This is a genomic window from Enterobacter cloacae complex sp. 2021EL-01169, from assembly GCF_020733125.1.
Classification (GTDB): Bacteria; Pseudomonadota; Gammaproteobacteria; order Enterobacterales; family Enterobacteriaceae; genus Enterobacter; species Enterobacter roggenkampii.
The window spans coordinates 305,022-328,288 of sequence record NZ_JAJFTC010000002.1 but is presented as its reverse complement, the minus strand read 5'-3'; the positions used below and the strand labels follow the sequence as shown (position 1 = coordinate 328,288).

The 23,267-nt window shown below is 56.6% G+C and carries 22 protein-coding genes; 17 read left to right on the top strand and 5 right to left on the bottom strand.

The annotated features are described in order from the left end of the window. The first annotated feature begins 139 nt into the window (after positions 1-139). A complete protein-coding gene (locus LLF79_RS07945) occupies positions 140-763 on the top strand; it encodes a helix-turn-helix domain-containing protein (protein ID WP_227879356.1) in 624 nt (207 codons plus the stop codon). Here LLF79_RS07945 and LLF79_RS07940 read toward each other — a convergent pair whose 3' ends face one another. Next, positions 764-1,396, bottom strand: coding sequence for a hypothetical protein (locus LLF79_RS07940; protein WP_227879355.1), 633 nt, complete (start codon positions 1,394-1,396; stop codon positions 764-766). Then, the gene (locus tag LLF79_RS07935) at positions 1,396-2,961 is read right to left on the bottom strand and encodes an ExeA family protein (protein ID WP_227879354.1); all 1,566 of its coding nucleotides are present in this window, start codon (positions 2,959-2,961) and stop codon (positions 1,396-1,398) included. Before LLF79_RS07935 ends, LLF79_RS07940 begins: the two co-directional genes overlap by 1 nt. Here LLF79_RS07935 and LLF79_RS07930 point away from each other — a divergent pair. The 16 genes from LLF79_RS07930 (at position 2,947) to LLF79_RS07855 (ending at position 19,534) form a co-directional block, all read left to right on the top strand. After that, complete coding sequence (locus LLF79_RS07930) at positions 2,947-3,312, top strand: hypothetical protein (protein WP_126287664.1); 366 nt, start codon at positions 2,947-2,949, stop codon at positions 3,310-3,312. The genes LLF79_RS07935 and LLF79_RS07930 overlap by 15 nt on opposite strands. Then, positions 3,263-3,994, top strand: coding sequence for a type II secretion system protein GspC (gspC, locus tag LLF79_RS07925; protein WP_227879353.1), 732 nt, complete (start codon positions 3,263-3,265; stop codon positions 3,992-3,994). The genes LLF79_RS07930 and gspC overlap by 50 nt, the downstream gene beginning before the upstream one ends. Positions 3,995-4,007: 13 nt before the next feature. Next, a complete protein-coding gene (gspD, locus tag LLF79_RS07920) occupies positions 4,008-5,930 on the top strand; it encodes a type II secretion system secretin GspD (RefSeq protein WP_023343662.1) in 1,923 nt (640 codons plus the stop codon). A 14-nt stretch (positions 5,931-5,944) separates the two neighbouring features. Then, on the top strand, positions 5,945-7,423 hold the full coding sequence (gene gspE, locus LLF79_RS07915) for a type II secretion system ATPase GspE (RefSeq protein ID WP_227879352.1): 1,479 nt from the start codon (positions 5,945-5,947) through the stop codon (positions 7,421-7,423). Beyond that, positions 7,423-8,631 (top strand): type II secretion system inner membrane protein GspF, encoded by a 1,209-nt coding sequence (gene gspF, locus LLF79_RS07910; protein ID WP_023343664.1) that lies wholly within the window; start codon positions 7,423-7,425, stop codon positions 8,629-8,631. The genes gspE and gspF overlap by 1 nt, the downstream gene beginning before the upstream one ends. 3 nt (positions 8,632-8,634) lie before the next feature. Beyond that, a complete protein-coding gene (gene gspG / locus LLF79_RS07905) occupies positions 8,635-9,084 on the top strand; it encodes a type II secretion system major pseudopilin GspG (protein ID WP_008500018.1) in 450 nt (149 codons plus the stop codon). Then, on the top strand, positions 9,084-9,569 hold the full coding sequence (gene gspH / locus LLF79_RS07900; protein ID WP_008500017.1) for a type II secretion system minor pseudopilin GspH: 486 nt from the start codon (positions 9,084-9,086) through the stop codon (positions 9,567-9,569). Before gspG ends, gspH begins: the two co-directional genes overlap by 1 nt. Continuing rightward, complete coding sequence (gene gspI, locus LLF79_RS07895) at positions 9,562-9,945, top strand: type II secretion system minor pseudopilin GspI (protein WP_023292909.1); 384 nt, start codon at positions 9,562-9,564, stop codon at positions 9,943-9,945. The genes gspH and gspI overlap by 8 nt, the downstream gene beginning before the upstream one ends. Continuing rightward, a complete protein-coding gene (gspJ, locus tag LLF79_RS07890; protein WP_025912913.1) occupies positions 9,942-10,571 on the top strand; it encodes a type II secretion system minor pseudopilin GspJ in 630 nt (209 codons plus the stop codon). The genes gspI and gspJ overlap by 4 nt, the downstream gene beginning before the upstream one ends. Then, positions 10,568-11,578, top strand: a complete 1,011-nt coding sequence (gene gspK / locus LLF79_RS07885) for a type II secretion system minor pseudopilin GspK (RefSeq protein ID WP_021240908.1) — start codon at positions 10,568-10,570, stop codon at positions 11,576-11,578. Before gspJ ends, gspK begins: the two co-directional genes overlap by 4 nt. A 15-nt stretch (positions 11,579-11,593) precedes the next feature. Then, positions 11,594-12,736: a type II secretion system protein GspL gene (gspL, locus tag LLF79_RS07880; protein WP_021240907.1), complete on the top strand. Its 1,143-nt coding sequence runs from the start codon at positions 11,594-11,596 to the stop codon at positions 12,734-12,736. Continuing rightward, positions 12,733-13,218 carry a type II secretion system protein GspM gene (gspM, locus tag LLF79_RS07875; RefSeq protein ID WP_115465474.1) on the top strand — a complete coding sequence of 162 codons (486 nt, stop codon included), beginning with the start codon at positions 12,733-12,735 and terminating at the stop codon, positions 13,216-13,218. Before gspL ends, gspM begins: the two co-directional genes overlap by 4 nt. Further along, entirely contained in the window at positions 13,215-14,012 is a 798-nt protein-coding gene (locus LLF79_RS07870; RefSeq protein ID WP_023292905.1) for an A24 family peptidase, read from the top strand. Before gspM ends, LLF79_RS07870 begins: the two co-directional genes overlap by 4 nt. A 256-nt stretch (positions 14,013-14,268) precedes the next feature. Continuing rightward, the gene (locus LLF79_RS07865; RefSeq protein WP_008500009.1) at positions 14,269-17,001 is read left to right on the top strand and encodes a glycosyl hydrolase family 18 protein; all 2,733 of its coding nucleotides are present in this window, start codon (positions 14,269-14,271) and stop codon (positions 16,999-17,001) included. A 136-nt stretch (positions 17,002-17,137) separates the two neighbouring features. After that, a complete protein-coding gene (gene iagB, locus LLF79_RS07860; protein WP_046092276.1) occupies positions 17,138-17,572 on the top strand; it encodes a type III secretion system invasion protein IagB in 435 nt (144 codons plus the stop codon). A gap of 150 nt (positions 17,573-17,722) precedes the next feature. Next, on the top strand, positions 17,723-19,534 hold the full coding sequence (locus LLF79_RS07855; protein WP_008500007.1) for a chitinase: 1,812 nt from the start codon (positions 17,723-17,725) through the stop codon (positions 19,532-19,534). A 160-nt stretch (positions 19,535-19,694) separates the two neighbouring features. On the opposite strand, the gene LLF79_RS07850 is transcribed toward LLF79_RS07855, so the two are convergent. From LLF79_RS07850 to ltaE, 3 genes are all read right to left on the bottom strand, one after another. After that, positions 19,695-20,708, bottom strand: coding sequence for an NAD(P)-dependent oxidoreductase (locus LLF79_RS07850; RefSeq protein ID WP_227879351.1), 1,014 nt, complete (start codon positions 20,706-20,708; stop codon positions 19,695-19,697). A 92-nt stretch (positions 20,709-20,800) separates the two neighbouring features. Beyond that, a complete protein-coding gene (locus tag LLF79_RS07845; protein WP_122008501.1) occupies positions 20,801-22,237 on the bottom strand; it encodes an SDR family oxidoreductase in 1,437 nt (478 codons plus the stop codon). A 10-nt stretch (positions 22,238-22,247) separates the two neighbouring features. After that, a complete protein-coding gene (ltaE, locus tag LLF79_RS07840; protein WP_227879350.1) occupies positions 22,248-23,249 on the bottom strand; it encodes a low-specificity L-threonine aldolase in 1,002 nt (333 codons plus the stop codon). Positions 23,250-23,267 lie beyond the last annotated feature (18 nt).

The window sequence follows — 23,267 nt, the reverse complement described above, 5'->3', positions numbered from 1 at the left end:
TTATAAAAAATAACACCTGCATAGTGATTTTTATTATCACTTCTCCTTGAAGTTTTTTATCAGGATTATACGAATAGTTTCGGTGGTTCCACCGTGGCCATTTTTTATCTAAAATTTACATCTTAATTCGGGTATAACAATGTTAAGCATTTACGGCAGAAAATTGCGTCCTCATCATGAAATAGAAAAAATCATTTCCGCAACGGAAGGATTTGAAGAAAAACTGTTAAAGAAATGGCAAAAAATTTCCACCGTCGATAATGAATTTATTCATATTATCGTCAGCGGTGAAGTGGAATTCCGCCGCGAATCCGACGAGCTCTGCTTGTTCACCCTGCAGGGGCAGTGCATTTTTGGACTCTCTTCCATTTTTTATCATTCGTCCCATATGTATGGCCTGGTCCGCTCGAATACCGTGGTGCGCTCGATTCCGAAAAGCGTTTTCTCTCAACTGATGACCGAGAAAGGCTTGTGGCCTGAACTCACCAAGGTACTGGCCTGGTATATCTGTCTCCTGAGCAAGCGCGATGACGTGCTGGTTGCCCGCAGCGCCTATTCTGTCGTGCGCGAATTTTTGCTGGAAATTAATGAACTGATTGTACATCATCAACGCGATATTAATGTTTATGATTATATTCAGGAATACACCAGCCTGGCACGCAGTACGATTATAAAAATCCTCTCCGATCTGAAAAAAGGTCAATACATTGTGGTGGAAAAGGGTCGACTCCTTAATATCACCAACCTGCCTGAAAAATATTAACTATTCCAGCCGGTCTCCCTTTTTACTTAATGGAGACCGGGAACTTTCTTTATGTAATGCGCCCGCCTGAGTATTATCCTGCGTTTCGTCAACCGGCGGTGCGGGTATTTTCCCTTGCGAATAATCCTGCTCTTGTTCTTTTAACGCCTGCTTAAACAGTTCGGTTAATGATGCGTCGTCACCCTCCGTGCGGGGGGAGACGGCATCGTCGTGCGCTTCCGTTCCGGGGAGGGTATCCCGCGAGGTATCGTGCGGCACCGTGCCGTCAGGCATCTGCTGCCAGTCGGCGTCGTCGCTGTTAATCGGCAGATCCTGCATGGCAGGGACGTCGGCCTGCACCGGGACGGGTTTCGGGTGCGGATGCGGGAACGGCTTGCTCACGTACACGTAGTGCATATCGGTAAGCTGCGTCTCGGGCTTCGCCACGTTCACTTTTTTTACCGGCTCCGGCGCAGGGTGGCGCAGTTGCCAGTATACGTGGGCGTACAGCCCCGCCATCAGCATGAGGCAGAGGCTTACTATTCCTAAAAAGGCGTTAGAAGCGATTTTTCTCAGGCGGGGAATGCGGTACGAAAACCAGACCGCCTCCCCGGAAACGTAGCTGCGCTGAGCCGCAAGACAGATGGTAGACATTAGGAATGCTTCTCCTGCGTTTTCGCGTCCGGTGCGGCATGGGGGGGCTGAAGCAGCACGCTCGGCGTGGTGTTAGTGTCGCGCATCAACTGCATCAGCGTCTCTTCACCCGGGATACCGTCGACGCGCAGATGCATTTTTTGCTGGAACTCGCGGGTACGTTTCATCATCTCCGTCGTCCAGGTTTGAGCGTGGGTTTCCGGCTCGGCAAGGGCCTGGCTCAGCTGCTGATCCAGCCACCCCATGTCCTTCGCATCGCTGGCGGCGCTGATGGCGTCTTTGCCTTCCGGCGTCAGGCGGTGGAGCTGGGTATAATTGCCGGTGGCATGCTGGTTAAACCAGTGACGGCTTACCTGCCAGGTGCGGTTATTCATCAGCAGGTCGAGTGAGTTATCCCCGACGCGGGCGACCACGGCATAGTTAAGGTGGTTGCCGGTTTTCAGTTCACTCACCCACGGATACCCTTCCTGGGCCAGCGCGTCCGGTGAGGCATTTCCCTGCTTACACATCAGGTTCACCTTCGCGGCGTTCTGGCACAGGGCATCGTCCGCCGAGGCGTCATACCCCCACATCAGATAGAGCTGATGCATCGCATCCGGCTGATTAACCACCTCGTTGTCGATAGCCGGCACCACCGGCGCCTGCTCGATGGGCGTCTGCTGTTTCCAGTTCGCGGGCACCGGCAGTTGAATCGGAAGTCTTGCTCCGATCGAGGAGGTCAAATACCAGCCGCAGGCAGCGAACAGCACGGAGGCGAACAGCCCCACGGTAGCCAGGCGCATACCGTGTTTTTTCGCAGGCAGGATCTCACCGGCCGCCAGGCGCAGATGACGCGGGCTAACCTGTTCTGCGCGTTCGGTCCAGGCGGCGAGCATCGACAGGTGCGCCAGCTCGTTCAGCTTGCTGATATTCCCTTTGGTCAGCGCATGCATTTTACGCACGCGCGCCGGGGTCAACGGCGAGTGCTCACACCCATGCGCTTCACACTGCGCCTGAACGTAGCTGAGAAACTCCCGGCAGGTAAGGGGGCGCAGGGTGTGGCAGGTATGCGCATATTCACGCAGTTCAGACTGCTGCATCAGAACGGCTTCCCGATCCGCTGCACCCATCAGTACGACGGACAGACGAAACTCCAGCTCCTGCGCGCGCGTCAGCAGCAGAGCCAGCACCTCCCGACAGGTCTCTTTCATGGCATCGGTATGGCTAATCACCAGCACTTTCGTCCTGCTTTTTCCCCCCTGCCACTGGTGCAGGATGGCATCCACCGCCTGAAGCCGGTTTTTGCTCTCTTTCGTTCCCGGGTTGAGTTTATACAGCAGGCTACTGGCACTCAGTTTTGGAAACGCGTTGATGGCAACAACGTCAGGGGTTGCGGATTTCAGGGCGTCGCTGAACTGGCCCAGCAGCGGGGCATCGTCTGCAAAGAGCCCAATAATCCCCGCCTGTTGGGTTTTCTCTTTCAGCAGGTTGAAAATATCCTGGTGATACGGCACGAAGAAATCGCCCGAGGCGCGGGTGATTTTTCGAAAAGGCGGGTGATTAAATTTAAAATGACTCTGATACATAACGACTTACCGTCTCTGGGCATGAATAGCAATGGTCCAGAAAAGTACGGCAAGGGTGCGTCATGGTCAATTTACGGGCAGGGTAAAAATAACCTGTCGGCTTCCTCTAACACTGGTTTTTTTGACGGTCAATCTTTTTCTTTATCAAAGTTAACGGCGAAGCAGGTGGTCGATTGTCAGGCCGCTAATTACTATTTATGTCACATATTGGCGCAGCATGACGCTGCTTATTTCCGCTTTGCTAAAGGCCAGATGAATAATGAGGCTCTCACTTTTTTCACGGTGGATAACGCCCTGTATTATGTTTGTATTGCTGATTTTTTGCGGTCGGCAAGGCTACGTCATTTTTAAAGATTATAAAAAAGTGACGAATAAACTCGCGAACGCAGCGGCGAAACCGCAAAAAAAACGTCAGGAAGAAAAGACATTTTCACTTTTCACCGCCGCCGTGCGTCAGGACAACCTGCCAGCAGCCGGAAAAGCCCCGCTCGCTGCCGAAATTGAGGGGATCGTCCGCAGCGACGATGCCTGGTTGTCCTTCGCCGTGATCAAAACGCCGGGTGGTCAAAAGAGCTATCGCGAAGGCGAAGCGCTGACCGGTTTTAACGATGCCTTTATTCAGGAAATAAACAAAGACAATGTGGTGGTTAATTACGAAGGTGCTACGCAGGTACTGGCGTTAAATAAACCTGACTATTTTAAGGGCGGCGTTGACAGCGGCCCGATAACCCAATCGACGAAAGATGCTGGTGCTGAAAGCGTGCATCTGGATGATTATCTGGTGTTAAAGCCACTTATCGAAAAGGGCCAGCTGGAAGGCTACAACATTAATCCAAGGAATGCCTCTGACTTCTACAGTCATGCCGGTCTGGAAAAAGGTGATGTGGCGGTAAAAGTCAATTCTGTCGATATGACCGATGCAAAAAAGGCAAAAGATATTATTGCCAACTGGTCGAAAATGAAAGAAGCGGAGGTCGTCGTCAGACGTCACGCTCACCTTGAAAATATTCGGGTCAATGTTCTAAACAATTAACAAGTGTACAGACATGAAGAAATTTCCTTGGGCGTGCGTGGCGCTGACCGCATTGTCGTTATATTCCAGTTCGCTGCTCGCAGCTAACTTTAGCGCCAGCTTTAAAAACACCGATATCCGCGAATTTATTGATACGGTAGGCCGCAATCTGAACAAAACCATTCTGGTCGACCCGTCCGTGCAGGGCACGGTGTCGGTCAGAACCTATAACGTGTTGACGGAAGACGAATATTACCAGTTTTTCCTGAGCGTGCTGGACCTGTACGGCCTGTCGGTGATCCCGATGGATAACGGCATGGTTAAAGTGGTGCGCTCGAGCATTGCCCGCACCGCCGGTGCGCCGCTGGCCGACGGTAAAAATCCGGGCAAAGGCGACGAGATCATCACCCGCGTTGTGCGCATGGAAAACGTGCCTGTTCGCGAGCTGGCGCCGCTGCTGCGTCAGCTCAACGATGCCACCGGCATCGGTAACGTGGTCCACTTTGAGCCGTCCAACGTCCTGCTGCTAACCGGTAAAGCTTCGGTGGTGAACCGCCTGGTGGATCTGGTCCAGCGCGTGGACAAAGACGGTATTCAGCGTCGTGAAATCGTGCCGCTGCGCTTTGCGTCCGCCAAAGAGCTCTCGGAGATGTTGAATAACCTCAACAACGAAGAGCAGAAAGGGCAGAACGCGCCGCAGCTGGCGACCAAAGTGGTGGCCGATGACGAAACCAACAGCCTGGTGATCAGCGGTTCGGAAGATGCGCGCGCGCGGACCCGCTCCCTGATCCATCAGCTGGATCGCGAGCAGAACAACGAGGGGAATACCCGCGTCTTCTATCTCAAGTATGCCAGCGCCACCAAGGTGGTGCCGGTACTCACCGGCATCGGCGAGCAGCTGAAGGACAAGGCCGGCGCGCCGAAGTCGAAAACCGCGCCAGCGTCCAGCGATCTGAACATTACCGCCGACGAAGCAACCAACTCGCTGGTGATTACCGCCCAGCCTAACGTGATGAACTCCCTTGAGAAGGTGATCGACAAGCTCGACATCCGTCGTCCGCAGGTGCTGGTGGAAGCCATCATCGCGGAAGTGCAGGACGGGAACGGCCTGGATCTCGGCGTGCAGTGGACCAGCAAGCACGGCGGCGTGCAGTTCGGCTCCACCGGCCTGCCAATCAGCCAGATTAAAAATGGCACCATGAAAGGGGCGAGCTTCACTGGCCTGGCGACCGGCTTCTTTAACGGTGATTTTGGTGCGCTGGTGACTGCGCTTTCCACCGACGGCAAAAATGACATCCTCTCCACGCCAAGCGTGGTCACGCTGGATAACAAAGAAGCGTCGTTCAACGTGGGCCAGGATGTGCCGGTACTTTCCGGTTCGCAAACCACCAGCGGCGATAACGTCTTTAACTCCGTTGAGCGTAAGACGGTCGGTACCAAGCTGAAAATTGTGCCGCAGATTAACGATGGCGACATGATCCATCTGAAGATTGAGCAGGAAGTCTCCAGCGTCGACAACAGCGCGACGGAAGACTCCAGCCTCGGCCCAACCTTCAATACGCGCACGATCAATAACGAAGTGATGGTCCACAGTGGCCAGACGGTGGTGCTTGGCGGTCTGATGGAAAATGTGACCAAACAGTCCGTGTCCAAAGTGCCGCTGCTCGGCGATATCCCGCTGGTCGGTCAGCTGTTCCGCTACACCTCCCAGGATACCTCCAAGCGCAACCTGATGGTGTTCATTCATACCACCGTTCTGCGTGACGACGACAACTACAGCGCGGCCTCGAAAGAGAAATATGACCAGATCCGGGTGCGCCAGATGCAGCGCGTGGAAGAGAAAAAGCTCGGTATTGTTGAGCCGAGCGACAATGCCGTCCTGCCCGCGTTTCCTTCAGCAAGCCCTCACGCCGCACCGGTGAAAACCCGCGCGACACGCAATCCGTTTAAAGAGTAAGGCGGAGGGGCAACGTGGACGAACTGAGTAAAACACTGTGTAGCAGCAGCTATGCAAAAGATAACGGCGTTCTGCTTTACAACAATGACATCTATATCCGTGAGGACACCCCGGCGTTAGCACTGCTGGAAGTGCGCCGGGTGTTGGGCCGCGCGTTCGTCCCGGTTACTGTGACGGCGGAAGCGTTTGACGAGATGCTGGCCAAAATCTGGCAGCAGAGCAGCGGCGTTTCACAGCAGCTGGTGGACGACATGGATGCGGATATCGACCTGATGGCGTTAACCGAAGAGATCCCGGATAACGAAGATCTGCTTGATAACGACGAAAACTCGCCGGTGATCCGCCTGATCAACGCCATTCTCGGCGAGGCGGTTAAGGACGGCGCGTCGGATATCCATATCGAAACCTTTGAGCGCACGCTGAGCATTCGCTTCCGCGTTGACGGCGTGCTGCGCCCGGTGCTGCAGCCGGCGCGTAAGCTCGCCCCGCTGCTGGTGTCGCGTATCAAGGTGATGTCGAAACTCGACATTGCCGAAAAACGTCTGCCGCAGGATGGCCGTATCTCACTGCGCATTGGCCGCAAGGCGATCGACGTGCGCGTCTCGACCATTCCGTCCCAGTACGGCGAGCGCGTGGTCATGCGCCTGCTCGATAAAAGCAATCTCAAGCCCGACATCAACAAGCTGGGCCTGATCGATGAAGAGCTGGAGAAGTTAAAAGGGCTGATTGAGCGCCCGCACGGCATTATCCTGGTCACCGGGCCGACAGGCTCCGGTAAAAGTACCACCCTTTACGCCATTCTTTCGGCGCTGAACGGCCACGAACGCAACATCCTGACCGTGGAAGACCCGATCGAATATGAGCTGGAAGGGGTGGGGCAGACGCAGGTTAACCCGCGCGTGGACATGACCTTTGCCCGCGGGCTGCGCGCTATTCTGCGTCAGGACCCGGACGTGGTGATGATCGGGGAAATTCGTGACGGTGAAACCGCGCAAATTGCGGTGCAGGCGTCGCTCACCGGTCACCTGGTCATGTCTACGCTGCACACCAACAGCGCCGCCGGGGCGATTACGCGTCTGCGGGACATGGGGCTGGAGTCCTTTTTAATCGGTTCATCGTTGCTCGGTGTCATTGCCCAGCGTCTGGTGCGTCGGCTGTGTACGCACTGCCGGACCACCAGTCCGCTGGATGCCAATGAAAAAGCGCTGTTCAGCTTTATGGACGCGCCGCCAAAAGCCATTTACCGCGCGGTGGGCTGTGAACACTGCCGCCAGAGCGGCTATCAGGGCCGTGCCGGTATTCACGAGTTCCTGGTGGTGGACAGCGCCATGCGCCGCGCCATTCATGAAGATAAAGACGAAATGTCCATTGAGACGCAGCTCTTTAAGCAGGCTTACAGCCTGCGCGAAAACGGGCTGCTGAAGGTGATTAGCGGCGTCACCTCGCTGGAAGAGGTGATGCGTGTGACCGCCGAGCGCGGGGGGGATGCGTAATGGCCTTCTACGCCTGGACGGCGACGGATGTCGCAGGCAAAACCCAGCGCGGCACGCTGCAGGCCGAGGGGCAAAAGCAGGTTCGCCAGATGTTGCGCGAGCAAAAGCTGATGCCCGTCAGCATCAGCGAAACCCGTGAAGCGGCGTCTGCCGGAAAAGCAAAAACCGGAGCCAGGCTCTCCACGCCGGTGCTGTCGATGTTTACCCGTCAGTTATCCACGCTGGTCAACGCCGCACTGCCGCTCGAGAGCGCGCTGAAGGCGATCTCGAAGCAAACGGAAGACAAAAAGCTGGCGGCAATGGTGGTGGAGATCCGCGAGAAGGTGGTGGAAGGTCACACCCTGTTCGACGCCTTCAGCCAGTTCCCGCGCACCTTTGACAAGCTCTACTGCACGCTGGTGATGGCCGGTGAAAAAACCGGCCACCTGGGCGACGTGCTGGAAAAGCTGGCGGAGTACAACGAGCAGCGCCAGAAGATGAAGAGCAAGCTGACGCAGGCGATGGTCTACCCGATTACCCTCACCGTGGTCGCCATCGCGGTCATCAGCATTCTGCTGGTGGCGGTGGTGCCGCAGGTGATCGAGCAGTTCACCCACATGAAGCAGCAGCTGCCGATCACCACCCGCACGCTGATTGCGGTGAGCGATTTCCTGCAGGCGTACGGGATCTACATCGTGGGGATCCTCGGCGGCGGGTTTGTTGGTTTTAAGACCTGGCTCAGAAACGCCAAAAACCGTTTTCGCTGGCACAGCTGGCTGGTGAACGGCTCGCCGATTAAAAAGCTGGTGTGCGCGATCAACAGCGCCCGCTATATCCGCACGCTCAGCATCCTGCAGGCGAGCAGCGTGCCGCTGCTTGAAGGGATGTATATCGCGATGGACGGTATCGAAAACCTCTACGCCCGGCAGGTGCTGGAGCAGGCGGCGGATACCGTGCGTCAGGGGGCCTCGCTCTATGCCGCGCTGGAGCAGGCGAAATTATTCCCGCCCACCATGCTGTACATGATTGCCTCCGGCGAAGAGAGCGGCGAGTTAGGCAACTTAATGGACCGCGCGGCGGAAAACCAGGAGTCGGCGCTACAGCATCGTATTACGTTAACGCTCTCGGTATTTGAACCAGCGCTGGTGGTCTCCATGGCGACGATTGTTTTATTCATCGTGCTGTCAATATTACAGCCGCTTCTGCAACTTAATAATATGGTAGGTTAAATCATGGCTATAAAAACAAAACGTCTGGCTCGCCAGGCGGGGTTCACCTTGCTCGAATTAATGGTGGTGATCGTTATTCTCGGCGTTTTAGCGAGTATGGTAGTGCCCAATTTAATGGGTAACAAAGAAAAAGCGGACGCGCAAAAGGCGACCAGCGATATTGTTGCGCTCGAAGGCTCGCTGGATATGTATAAGCTCGATAACCACCGCTACCCAACGACCGAGCAGGGTCTGCAGGCGCTGGTGACCAAGCCTGAGATCGCGCCTATTCCCAACGGCTACCGCGCCGACGGCTATATTCGCCGCCTGCCGCAGGATCCGTGGGGCAACGATTATCTGCTCGTCAGCCCGGGTGAACACGGCGCCGTAGACGTCTTCTCTGCCGGTCCTGATGGCGAAGCCAACACCGCAGACGATATTACGAACTGGTCTCTGGATAAGAAAGAGAAATAATGAAGAATCAACGCGGCTTTACGTTGCTGGAAATTATTCTGGCGCTGGTGATATTTGCCAGTTGCGCCATGATGGTTGTCTCAACAATACCCTCACGCAGCGGTGCGGATATATTTGGTCAGCAATTAAAAGCCCTCGTTGATTATGGTTCAGACCGCGCGGTCATGGACGGAAATATTGTCGGGCTGGTGATCGCGACCGATAAATATCAGCTGGTCACGCTCGACGATAAAAACGGCGAACGTCACTGGGTGCCGTTATCCGCAGGCCGTATTACCACGAAAGGCGATTTCCCGGAAGAGATGCACGTGTCGCTCTCGCCTCAGCGTCTGGCGGCTAACGTCGAGGCCGACCCCCAGATCCTCTTTCTGCCGGACGGCGAGATTGGCCGTTTTACGCTGACGCTGCAAAGTTACGACAAACAGCATCACTTCCGCGTGGTGTCGCAGGGCGCGGCCCCGGTTTCGGTAGAGAACGATGACTAAAGGCAAGGTTAAGCAGAACGGGATGACGCTCCTGGAGGTGATGGTGGCGCTGGTCATTTTCTCCACCGCCGCGCTGGCGCTGATGAATTCCGTCTCCCTGAACGTGCGCTTCACCCACGGGCTGGCCGAAACGCTGCAGGCCAGCTGGGTTGCAGAAAATCAGCTGGCTGAAGCCCAGCTCAGCAAAACCGATTTTCCCGATGCCGAGGAGCAGGGGACGGAAATCATGGGGGGGCGCAGCTGGTACTGGCATAAGCAGCGGGTGAAAACCGCCAATAGCGGTTGGGCCAATGCCATCCGCGTTTACGCCGAAGGCGATAAAAGCCAGCCGGTCATTTCGCTTCAGATCATTGGGCCGGGAGAAGAGAGCAAGTGAAGACGAGCCGACGCCAGCGCGGTTTTACCCTGCTGGAGATCATGATTGCGCTGACCATTTTTGCGGTCATCAGCACCCTGGCCTGGCAAATTCTCGACGGCGCGATGCGCACCAGTTCGGCAACCGATACCCGCGCGGCGAAGCTTAATCAGCTTCAGCGTGCCTGGAGCCTGATGGAGCGCGATTTTTTCCAGCTGCAGGCGCGGGCGCCGCGCAACGCGCCGGATCTGTTTTTACAGGATGGCGATGCTGTGGAATTTACCACGCTGAACGGCGTGAGTGGCACGGTCCAGCTGGAGCGCGTGCGCTGGCGGCTGGAAGAAGGGCGTCTGTATCGCGACGTCTGGCCGGTGATTGACAGCCCGGCGGACGTCAAACCCGATGAAGTGCCTATCGTCAGCGAGGTGAAAGCGATGCAGTGGCGGTTTTATCACCAGGGCTGGCAAAAAAGCTGGGGTGACTCTGCCCATCTGCCAGACGGCGTGGAGCTTACGCTGACCATGGAAAATGGCGACACCTGGCGCTGGGTGTTTACCACGCCGGGAGAGATACCAGAAGCGGCGGCACCGGCGGCAGAAAACGCGCCTGCCCCGCAAAATGCGCCTGCGCCGGACGTGAAGCCATGAGCCGGGTCCATCAGCAACGCGGTGTTGCCCTGCTGGTTGTGCTGATCCTGCTGGTCATGATGTCGGCCCTGGCGGCCAAAATCAGCCAGCAGTTCTGCCGTAATTTGCAGAAAACCCACTATCAGGTGAGCCAGCAGCAGCTGCGCTGGGCAATGCAGGCGCAGGAAAAAGTGGTGAAAGACCGGTTGCAGAACGACGCCAGCGGCGAGAGCAAACCGCTCGACCCGGCGGGCGACTGGCACCAGCCGCTGGAGACGCAGGGTGAAGACTATACGGTGGTCAGCCAGGTCGACGACGCGCAGGACTGCTTCAACGTCAATAACCTGCTGGCCGCAGACAAAGTGGCTCAGGATCAAAATGCGTCAACCGTGCCGGAAAAGCCGCGAAAAGAGAAGATTGTCGAGCAGATCCTGACGGACGGCGGCATCAGCCAGACGGCGGCGGAAGAAATTTATCAGCAGCTGGTGGATTATCTCGACGGCGACGCCACGACGGTGAAAGAGGGCGCGGAGATGGACGCCTGGTCTGGCGTAGTGCCGGCGCGTCAGCCTGCGAATCAGATGATGCGCACCCTTGCCGAGATCAAGCTGCTGCCGGCGTTTCCTGCTGCAGCGTACCCGAAAGTGAGCAAGCTGTTATGCGCGCTGCCGGACTCGGCCAGCAAGGTGGATGTCAATACTCTGACGCCGGAGCAGGCGCCCTTACTGGCAGCCCTGTTCCCGGGAAAACTCACCGCGGACGATGCCGTACGCCTGATTGAGTCGCGGCCGGAAACCGGCTGGGAAAGTATGGACGTCTTCAGCAAAGCGCTGGAACAGGCCTTCCCGCAGTTGAAGGAAGAGTTGCCGCAGGTGGCCGGGCTGCTCTCCATCAACAGCCGGTATTTTCGCGTCAACTACACCGGCAATACCGATGAGTTAACGCTTCGCGTGGTGAGCCAGCTTCAGGTGAATAACGAAGCCGGTGAAATTGTGACGTGGCAACGTCGTTACCGAATGATTGAATAAGAAAAGTAGAACGCTATGAAACAGGTCCTTTTTGTTCGTCCCGACAGCCGTGAGGACGGGAAAATCATGTGGTGTGAGTCGGGAAGCGAACAGGTTACAACCCTGGACACCCCGCAGGCGCTGCATACCCTTGCCGACCATCCTCTGGCTGCGCGCGTGTGTCTGCTGCTGCCCGCCAGTGAGATGATCTTCCGCCACTTTACGCTGCCGAAGAAAATGGCGTCGCAGGCGACCGCCTTCTCGTGGATGGCGGAGGAGACTCTGATTGGTGAGGTGGACGATCTCCACTGGACGGTGCTGAACAAAAAAGGTGCCGAGGTGGACGCCGTGGCGATAGATTCCGCCCGCCTGCAGCAGTGGCTGACCCGCTTTCACGAGGCGGGCCTGAAGGTCATTCAGGTCCTGCCTGACGCCTGGCTGCTGCCGGTCACGGCGGGTGGAAGCACGCTGGTTGCGCGGGAAGAGAACTACTGGTTGCGCTTGTCGCCGCATATCGCCTGTAACGTTGAGGTTGGCCTGTTGCCGCTGCTGATGCAAAAAGCCGGAGAGGGCGAGGTCCGCTGCTACGGGGACATCCCGCCGGGCATTGAGGTTGACGAACAGCTGGCGGCAGAACATCCGCTGGTGCTGATCCAGCCGCAGTGGCGGGCGTGCCGCGTCAACGTGCTGCACGGTGCGTTCAGCGCGAAAGCGACCAGCGCGAGGGCGGCGAAAGGGATGAAGGCCGCCATCGCGGTGATGGGGCTTCTCTCTCTGGGCCTGCTGCTCGGCCCCCGCATCACCCTGGCGTGGATGCTGGCAGATCGGGAAAATCAGGTGCAGCAGGAGATGGTCGAGCTTTATCAACACCATTTTCCGAGTATGCGTCACCAGACCAACCTTAAGTACCATTTCGGACAGAACATCAAGAAGCAGCCCAAAGGCATTTTTTTGCAGATGGACGAACTGGAAAAGATCCGTCAGTCCGTTCCGTCGATGGAAATTACGCTGTTTGAATATGACGACACGCAGGGAGCCCTGACATTAAGCGTGAGTGCGCAAAACGAGCAGGCATTACAGGAATTCATTCATCAGGCCAGCACGAATTTTGATTTTACGTTACAGCCTATTTCAAAGGACGCGCCGTATACGGCCATGATTACAGGGAAATATAAATGAAAGCGCGAATTGGACAGTTTACATCTCGTTATCAACAATACAGCACCAGAGAAAAATTCATTTTAAAAATAGCGGCGGGAGCTTTATGCAGCGCCGTCATCTATTACGCAGGGATAATTCCCCTGGATAACATGATAAAAAATAGCCAGGCGACGCTGGCGCGACAAATTGAAACGGTAAACTGGATGAAAACAGAAATTGATAAAAATCATCTGCCGGTGCTACAGGTGAAAACCGATAATCCACGCAGCGTGGTGGAGAATAGCGCGCATGAAATTAACCTGACGCTGACCGATATTCGTCAGGATGGTCAGACTCTGGCCTTTGTCGTGAACCGGGTCAACGTGTATGAATTAAAAAACTGGCTGCGGGAGATGAACCTCGCGTCAGGCGTCAGGCTGGAGAAAATGAACCTCACGCCCGTGGATCACCTGAGCGACGTGAAGGCCGAAATCCAGCTGACCTGGAAAAAAGTGGCATGAACGGGCTGATACTCGTCCGGGAGAGTTATCCCGTCGGGTTTGCCGCGATGAGCGGCGTATTCGGCGCGATCCTGGGGAGCTTTCTCGGCGTTGTGGTGGATCGCGTGCCGGGGATGGTGCTAGAGGAGGAGAGCCGCAGCAACCTGCTTTTCCCGGCGTCACACTGTCCCGTCTGCCAGCATGCACTGCGCGCATGGGAGAACATCCCGCTGCTGAGCTGGCTGGCGCTGCGGGGACGCTGTCGTTGCTGTAAGTCGCCGATTCCGCTGCGGTTATTTTTACTCGAGCTGTTGACGGCGGTGTTCTTTGGCCTCACCGCCCGGTGGATACCGGACTTAGCATCCCTTTTCTCGCTGTGGGTGCTGGCGGCCTTTCTGCTGCCGCTGGCGATGATTGACGGACAGCACCAGCTGCTGCCCGACTGCCTGACGCAGCCGCTGCTCTGGGCCGGGCTGCTGTTCCACGCCTTCAGCCACGGGCTGCTCCTGCGTGATGCGCTGCTCGGCGCGGTGGCAGGCTATCTTTCGCTCTGGCTGGTGTACTGGGCGTTTCGTCTGCTTACCCGTCGGGAAGGGCTGGGCTACGGCGATTTCAAGCTGCTGGCGGCGCTGGGCGCCTGGTGCGGCTGGCAGTCACTCCCTGCGATTGAATTAATTGCCGCATTAAGTGGCATAGTGGGCTATTTGCTATTAAATAAATCGAATAAAAATAACCTAACCATCGCTTTCGGACCTTATCTGGCTTTTGCTGGAATAGCGCTCTATACCTGCCAGCTATTTGTGAATACCTATTAAATAACCGGGTCAAGTTTTTTTATCAATATTTTCGACGAGGAAAGAGAAGGACGATATTTTATCCTCAGTGTATCGTAAAAGGCATAAGCTACACGGATTTTTAGCTTGTATCTTTTAATGGAGGAATACAACGCGTCTTTAAGGTTTGGATAACGGCTGTCTGCGTATTTAAAAACGCACTATGTGAATATCATTCCATGTTCTAAAGGAAGACATGGATCAATTTCGTTTACGAATAAATTTATCAGGAAAAAAAATGAAATTTATTAAGCCTAAATATCTGGCGCTCTTTATTGCAGCGGCAACCGGTTCTGCATTCGCTGCTGCGCCAGGTGCACCGACCATCGGCTCCGGCAATGACAAATTTGCGCTGGTCGAGGTGGATCAGGCCGCGCAGGATTACAACAGCCTCGTCAAGGTACATAACGACGGCGTGGATGTGAAAGTCGAGTGGAACGTGTGGAGCGGCGACGCGCCAACGTCTGCAAAAGTGCTGCTGGATGGTAAAACCGTGTGGACCGGCGCAGCTGGTGCAAGCGGCTCAGCCACCTTTAAAGTGAAAAAGGGCGGACGTTATCAGGAGCAGGTGGAAGTCTGTAATGCCAGCGGCTGTACCAAAAGCGCCAGCAAGCTGATCATCGTGGCGGACACCGACGGCAGCCATCTGCTGCCGCTGAACGCGCCGCTGCAGGAGAACAACAAAACGTTCGCCAAACATACTGATAAAGTGGTTGCGGCGTATTTCCCTGAATGGGGCGTTTACGATCGTAACTTCCCGGTTGATAAAATCCCGGCAGCGAACCTTAACCACATCCTCTATGGCTTCATTCCAATCTGTGGCGGCGACGGCATCAACGATGGCCTGAAAACCGTTGAAGGCGGTAACAGCTTCTCCGTACTGCAGCGCGACTGCGCGGGTCGACCGGACTATACCGTCGCCATTCACGATCCGTGGGCTGCGCTGCAAAAACCGCAGTCTGGCGTCTCCAACTGGGACGACCCGTACAAAGGTAACTTTGGCCAGCTGATGGCGCTGAAAAAAGCGCATCCGGACCTCAAAGTGCTGCCATCCATCGGTGGCTGGACGCTGTCCGATCCGTTCTTCCACATGGGCGACCCGGCAATCCGTGCCCGCTTCGTCTCCTCTGTGAAAGATTTCCTGCAGACCTGGAAGTTCTTTGACGGTGTGGATATCGACTGGGAATTCCCTGGCGGCGGCGGCGTGAGCGAACACCTGGGTAACCCGCAGCAGGATAAAGCGACGTATACCGCCCTGATGCATGACCTGCGCACCATGCTGAACGAGCTGTCTGCACAGACTGGCCGTACCTATGAACTGACCAGCGCCATCGGTGCGGGCCGCGATAAGATTGAAGACGTGGATTACACCGCTGCTCAGCAGTACCTCGACCACATCTTCCTGATGAGCTATGACTTCTACGGCGGCTGGAGCAACACCGAGCTGGGCCACCAGGCCGCACTGCGCGCGCCGTCATGGCGTCCGGACACAAACTACACCACCGAGAACGGCGTGGACGCGCTGCTTGCTCAGGGCGTACAGCCAGGCAAGATCGTGGTGGGTGCGGGCATGTATGGCCGCGGCTGGACTGGCGTGCATGGCTACACCGGTGACAATCCATTCACGGGTACCGCAACCGGTATGGTGAAAGGTACCTGGGAACCTGGCGTGGTCGACTACCGTCAGATCGTTAACGAGTACAAAGGCAAGCCTGGCTGGGAATATGGTTACGACGCGAATGCTGAAGCGCCATATGTCTTCAATAAGTCTACCGGCGACCTGATCACCTATGAAGATGCACGCTCTACCGCCGCTAAAGGCAAGTATGTGCTGTCGAAAAACCTGGGCGGACTCTTTGCCTGGTCTATTGACTCTGATACCGGCGACATCCTGAACGCGATGAACGAAAGTCTGCTGGGCGGTTCTACCCCGGTCGATCCGGTCGTCACCAACCATGCGCCAATCGCGTCTTCTGCGGATCAGAACGTCTCTGGCCCGGCAACCGTCACGCTTGATGGTTCTGCTTCCAGCGATCCAGACGGCGATGCGATTACCTACAAATGGACCCAGGTTTCTGGCCCATCTGTAACTCTCTCCAACAGCACCAAAGCGAAAGCCACCTTCAACGTTGCGGCAGCGACCAGCGATCAGACCATGGTGTTCCGCCTGACGGTTACGGATGCTAAAGGCCTGAGCAACGCCATTGATGTGCAGGTTGTGAATAAAGCGCCAAAAGCTAACCAGGCGCCAGTCGTGAACGCAATGGAGGCAGTGACGCTGCAGGCAGGAGAAACCTATGCTCTGCACGCGCAGGCTGTGGATCCAGACGGTGATGCGATGACCTTCTCCTGGAGCGTGCCAGCGGATATGCATGCAACCGGTACCGATACCGCGAACGTGACGATTACTGCACCAGACGTTGCCACCACGTCTACCTATACGCTGAGCGTAGTTGTAGGCGACGGCAAAACCAGCGTGCAGTCTAACGTGCAGGTAACCGTGAATCCGAAACCGGCTGACGTTACACCACCGTCTGATGAGGTTACACCTCCGTCTGATGACGTAACGCCACCCTCTGATGAGGTTACGCCTCCGTCTGATGACGTGACCCCGCCATCTGACGAAGGGTCTGCAACCGGTAGCTGCGATGCGCCTGTCGATGCTAACGCCAGCAAATATGCCGCGTGGGATGCCAGCAAAATCTACAACAGTGGCGATACCGTGAGCTTCGACCATCTGGTGTGGAAAGCGAAGTACTGGACGCAAGGCAACCAGCCTGGGTTCGGTGTGGATGCCTGGGAGCTGGTCAGCAACGTGAAGATGAACTGGCGTTCTGACCTGGTTTATAACGGCGGCGAAACCACAACCTACCAGGGCAACGTTTACCGTGCCAAATGGTGGACCCGCGGTGACAACCCGGCTAACAGCGATGTATGGGTGAAAGAAGGTCCTTCAACAGACTGCAAATAACCTTCTGAACCGTGGATTGCGGGAATGATATCAACCCGCAATAGTTGGTCACACCCCACTTCGGGTGTGACCAACACTTCAGAATTATCGCTAATGATGAGCGGAAAGAGGTTCAGTATTTAAAAAGCAGGTGCTCATGAAACGCGTGATTATATTTTTACTGCTGTTTAGTCAAAGCGTATTCGCGAACTGTTGGGATAACGCCGGACATTATTATCATGTCGATCCGTGGTTATTGTATGCAATTGCCAAAGTCGAATCCGGAATGAATCCCCACGCGGTAGGCTGGAACCACGACGGCACGCGTGACGTCGGGTTGATGCAGATTAACAGCTCACACTTCAGTGAGTTAGCACGTCAGGGTATTGATGAAAATCAGCTTATTAATGAGCCCTGTACCTCCATTATGGTCGGTGCCTCCATCCTGTCCGGGATGATAAACGTGTATGGCTATAACTGGGAAGCGGTGGGCGCGTATAACGCCGGATTGAAAAAAGAAAATTATCCGCAGCGCATGCGTTATGCCCATAAAGTGTGGGCGAAGTATCAGCAAATAAAATCGGGTAAATAACCGTAGCATTATTTTTATTTTTTGAAGAATTCCTTTCGGTGTTCTTCAGAAAATGAAAAAGAACCACACTCTCTGGCTTATTTATTAAGGGAGTAATACATAAGCCGGGAATGTACTCACCCTAGTTGCTTAAATACAGGATTATTTGAAATGACGAAAAGGACATTACTGAGCGTTCTCGTGGCGGGGGCATGTATTGCACCCTTTATGGCCCAGGCTGCATCACTGCAGGCGGCCAGCAGTGAGCCGTACACCATGAAAGCCAGCGATCTGGCGAAAAAGGAAAAAGAGCTGACCAATTTCCCGCTGATGGTTTCGGTGAAGGATACCATTGCGACCCTGGACAATAGCCTCGTTGAGCAGATAGAGCCAGGTCGTGCCTCGAACCCTGACAACGTCAAGCGCGTTGAAGGGATCGTGAAGGCCAGCGACTGGGAATATCTCTTCCCGCTGCGCGCTCAGTCTTATACCTACAGTAACTTCCTGAAGGCTGTTGGTAAATTCCCGGCACTGTGTAAGACCTATAACGATGGTCGCGACAGCGACGCCATCTGCCGCAAAGAGCTGGCGACCATGTTCGCCCACTTTGCGCAGGAAACCGGCGGCCATGAGAGCTGGCGTCCGGAAGCCGAGTGGCGTCAGGCCCTGGTTCACGTCCGTGAAATGGGCTGGACCGAAGGCCAGAAAGGCGGCTATAACGGCGAATGTAACCCAGACATCTGGCAGGGGCAGACCTGGCCATGCGGTAAAGACAAAGACGGCGACTTCGTAAGCTACTTTGGCCGCGGCGCGAAGCAGCTGTCTTACAACTACAACTACGGTCCGTTCTCTGAAGCGATGTTTGGTACCGTCCGCACCCTGCTCGACAAGCCTGAGCTGGTGGCGGATACCTGGCTGAACCTGGCAAGTGCGATCTTCTTCTTCGCCTATCCGCAGCCGCCAAAACCAAGCATGCTGCAGGTTATCGACGGCACCTGGCAGCCAAACGATCACGATAAAGCCAACGGCCTGGTTCCGGGCTTCGGCGTGACCACCCAGATCATCAACGGTGGCGTAGAGTGCGGCGGCCCAACCGAGATTGCCCAGTCTGAAAACCGCATCAAGTACTACAAAGAGTTCGCGAACTACCTGAAAGTGCCTGTTCCGGCGAATGAAGTGCTGGGCTGCGCCAACATGAAGCAGTTCGATGAAGGCGGCGCCGGCGCGCTGAAGATCTACTGGGAGCAGGACTGGGGGTGGAGCCCGGATACGCCGGACGGTAAGACCTACTCCTGCCAGCTGGTGGGGTACCAGACGCCGTTCAGCGCGTTCAAAGAGGGTGACTACACCAACTGCGTTAAGAAGTTCTATAACGTGAACATCATTAACGACGACGGCTCAGCCGTAACCCCAGGCGAAGACAAAACTCCGGCAGACACCACGCCGCCAGCGGATACGACGCCAGCGGAAGATACCACCCCTGTTGAACCGGCTACCGTGAATCACGCCCCTGTGGCGCAGATTGCGGGCCCAATCGGGGCAGTTGAAGCGGGTGCGCAGGTTTCCCTGAGCGCGGAAGGCTCCACAGACGCCGACGGTAACAAGCTGACCTACACCTGGCGTTCCCAGGATGGCCAGACCGTGACCGGTCAGGACAAAGCGGTGGTGACCTTCAAGGCGCCAGAGTCTGCAACGGCTCAGCAGTACGAAATCGGCCTGACCGTCAGTGATGGTGAACTGACCAGCACCACGTCCTACCTGCTGAATGTGAAAGCGAAAGCCGAGTCTAAGGACGAAGGCACTTCCGGCTCTTACGCCGCGTGGAGCGCGAACAGCAAGTACAACGCAGGTGATATCGTGAACAACCACGGTAAACTGTTCCAGTGCAAACCGTTCCCGTACAGCGGCTGGTGTAACAATGCCCCGGCATACTACGAACCCGGCGCTGGCCTGGCGTGGGCTGATGCCTGGACGGCTCTGTAAAAGCAAACGGCAACCTTCGGGTTGCCGTTTTCGTATTTGCACCCTCTGTCTTTTACCGGGTGGCGCTGCGCTTACCCGGCCTACATGAGGCTAAGGGGCGAGGGGTCAGTACGGAGCCGTTGTAGGCCCGGTAAGGCGAAGCCGCCACCGGGCAAAAAGGCTAGCGATGCAGCTTCCCGTGATCCCGCAGCCACGCCGCCGTGCGCATAATCCCTTCATCCAGCGTCACAATCGGTTTATACCCCAGCTCATTCTCCGCCCGCGAAATATCCAGCGTGAAGTCAAAGTTGAGTTTAGAGACGCCGTAATGCGTCAGCGCAGGCTCTTTGGCTGTTTTACTGCCAAAGCGCTCCATGCTGCGGGCAATCATATCCAGCATTGGGTAGGGCACGGAACGGATACGGCAGTTGATCTGCAGCTCGTCGATCAGCCGCTGCACAATGCTGCGCAGCGTGCAGGGTTCGCCGTTAGTGATGTTGTAGGCGCGACCGGAGATCAGCTTATCGCAGTCCGGCTGGCTGGCCAGCCACATGGCGTGAACGGCGTTTTCGTAGTAGGTCATATCCACAAGGGCATCGCCGCCGCGCGGCAGCAGCACGCTGCCGTAATGGTGCATCATCTGCGCCAGACGCGGAATAAATACCTTATCGTGCGGCCCGAACAGGCTCTGCGGACGCAGGACCGTAAAGCGGGTGTGCGGGTTTGACTGCGCCAGCAGGTCGATGACCTCTTCGCTGGCCGCCTTGCTGCGGGCGAACTCGCATGCAAAGCGAGCAGGGCGGAAATCTTCCTGCACGTCACGGTGGTGGTGATAGTCGAAATAGAGTGACGGGGAGGAGATATGAATAAAGTTACGCACGCCCCAGGCAACGGCCCATTCCCCCAGACGGCGGGTGGCCCGCACGTTGGCGAGATCGAAGGCTTCCTGGGTCCCCCACGGGGAGGTAAAACTGGAGCAGTGCCATAGCGTGTCGATACCGGCGAGCATCACCTTCGCCTGCGAGGAGACCAGCTCCGTCAGGTCGGCATGGACGAACTCTGCGCCCATTTTTTGCAGCAGCTTACCCATCGCTTCGTTGCGACCGGTAGCCCTGACGCTGATGCCCTTGTTGCGCAGAAATTCGACCGCATTTCGGCCTAAGCCGCTGGTCGCCCCGGTAACCAGTACCTTCATAGCTATCCACTGTGTTGAAAAGAATTTCGTGCGCATTCTTTCGTGAATTACGGCGCTATGCAATGGGAAAGGTGAAAGAAAGAGAGTTTTATTTAGATCTTTTCCGTCTTTTGTTCTGCCCGTTGCGCAATGCGTTTCGCCATTCCCCGGAAGATAAACAGGTGGGCAGGGATCATCAACAGCCAGTAGAACAGACCCGGCATTCCGTGCGGATGCCACCAGGCGCGCACGTCCAGTTCACGATGATCGCCTTTGTCTTTCAGGGTAAAGCTGAGTCGGCCCAGCCCCGGGGCTTTCATGCCGAACAACAGCGCCAGCTGTTTTTCCGGTTCGACGATGATCACCTTCCAGCTGTCGACCGCGTCGCCCACCTCAAGATACGGGCGTGCCGGGCGGCCTTTCGCCAGCCGGTGGCCTACCAGCAGATCCATCGCGCCGCGCGTTTGCCAGAGAATATTGCCAAAGAAGTAGCGCTCTTTGCCGCCAATCTGGTTCACCACCTCCCACAGCGCGGCCAGACTGGCGTGGGTTTTCACCGTGCAGCCCGCCTGTTTCGGGTAATAGCCATACTCGGGCCGCCAGCGGGCAAAGGCCTGCGCGTCGTAGCCCCAGTCGCTGGAGTTCACCAGTTGCTCTTCCTCTTTCAGCGTATTGCGCACGGCATCGTCAAAGCGGATCAAATCCTGGGGAATGAGCGCCCGCAGCTCGCGATCGTCCGCCAGCAGATCGTGTTTCAGCCCCTGGATCAGCGCTTTGGCGGTCGTCGGCGGCACGGAGGTGATCACATTCAAAAACCACACCGAAATCCAGCGGGTCGGGAAGGGGATGGGGATCAGCCAGCGGCGGCGGCCGCTGACGCGCATGAAATGTTCGAACTGCTCCTGATAGCTCAGCACTTCAGGCCCGGCGGCCTCCAGCTCGCGGTGTTGCTCCGCCGGGTGATCCAGCAGGGCCACCAGATAATGCAGCAGGTTCTCCAGCGCAATCGGCGTGGTGCGCGAACGAACCCAGCGCGGCGGCGTGAGCACCGGCAGGTTGTAGACCATATCGCGCATCACTTCGAAGGCGGCGGAGCCCGCGCCGACGATAATCCCGGCCCGCAGTTCGGTGACGGGAATAGCGGCGCCGCGCAGGGTGTCAGCCGTCAGCTGGCGGGCGCGCAGATGATCGGACTGCTCATGTTCGGGCGCCTGGAGCGAGCTTAAAAAAATCACCTGTTTTACCGGCGTTTGCAGCAGCGCATCGCGGACGTTCATCGCCACCTGACGCTCGTGGGCAATAAAGTCGCCGCCTTCGCCCATGCTGTGGACCAGATAGTAAAGCGTGTCGACCCCGTCCAGCAGCGCGGGAAGTTCCTTCGGCCAGTTGAGATCAACGCTGTGGCAGGTGACGCCCGGCAAACTGAGCTTCTGCAGGCGCTCCGTGTTGCGTGCCGCAGCCAGCACCTGGTGCCCCTGCTGGCTTAACGCCGCGGTGAGATGCTGACCGATATACCCGCTGGCGCCGAGCACCAGAATGCGTTGCGGCACGTGATGCTCCTTATCGCTGTAAAAACGCCTGCCAGTGTTTCACCACGTCGGCCAGCTGCTCGCGGTTGACGTCGAGATGCATGACCAGACGCACCACAGGTGAGGCGTTGATCAGCACGCCGCGTGATTTCATAAATTCGCCAAGCGCAGCGGCGTGGTCATCGCCCACGCGGACGAACAGCATGTTGGTGTCGTGGCGCATCACGTCGGCGCCAATTTCACGCAGCTGCGCCGCCATCCACGCGGCGTTGTCGTGATCGTCCTTCAGGCGCGCCACGTTGTTTTTCAGGGCATACAGCCCGGCTGCCGCCAGAATACCCGCCTGACGCATGCCGCCGCCGGTCATTTTACGCCAGCGGTTGGCACGCTTGATGTAGTCCGCATTGCCCACCAGCAGGGAACCCACTGGGGTGCCCAGCCCTTTAGAGAGGCAGATGGTGAACGAGTCGCAATATTGCGTAATCTCTTTCAGCGCGCAGCCGTATTCCACCACGGCGTTGAAGATGCGCGCGCCGTCCACGTGCAGGCCGAGCCCGCGCTCGCGGGTAAACTCCCACGCCGTCTTCAGGTATTCGCGCGGCAGGACCTTGCCGTTGTGGGTGTTTTCGAGGCTGAGCAGCCGGGTGCGGGCAAAATGAATATCATCGGCTTTGATTTTCGCTGCGACTTTATCAAGGGGCAGGGTGCCGTCCGGCGCAGCGTCAATCGGCTGCGGCTGAATGCTGCCGAGCACCGCGGCACCGCCCGCTTCGTAGAGATAGTTATGCGCGCCCTGGCCGACGATATACTCTTCACCGCGCTCGCAGTGGCTGAGCAGCGCCACCAGGTTGGCCTGCGTGCCGGTGGGCAGGAACAGGGCGGCCTCTTTTCCGCTCAGCTCTGCGGCATAGCGCTGCAGCTCGTTGACCGTCGGGTCATCGCCGTAGACGTCGTCCCCGACCGGGGCGGCCATCATCTCTTCGAGCATGGCGCGACTCGGGCGGGTAACGGTATCACTGCGTAAATCAATCATGGCATGTCCTTATATTTA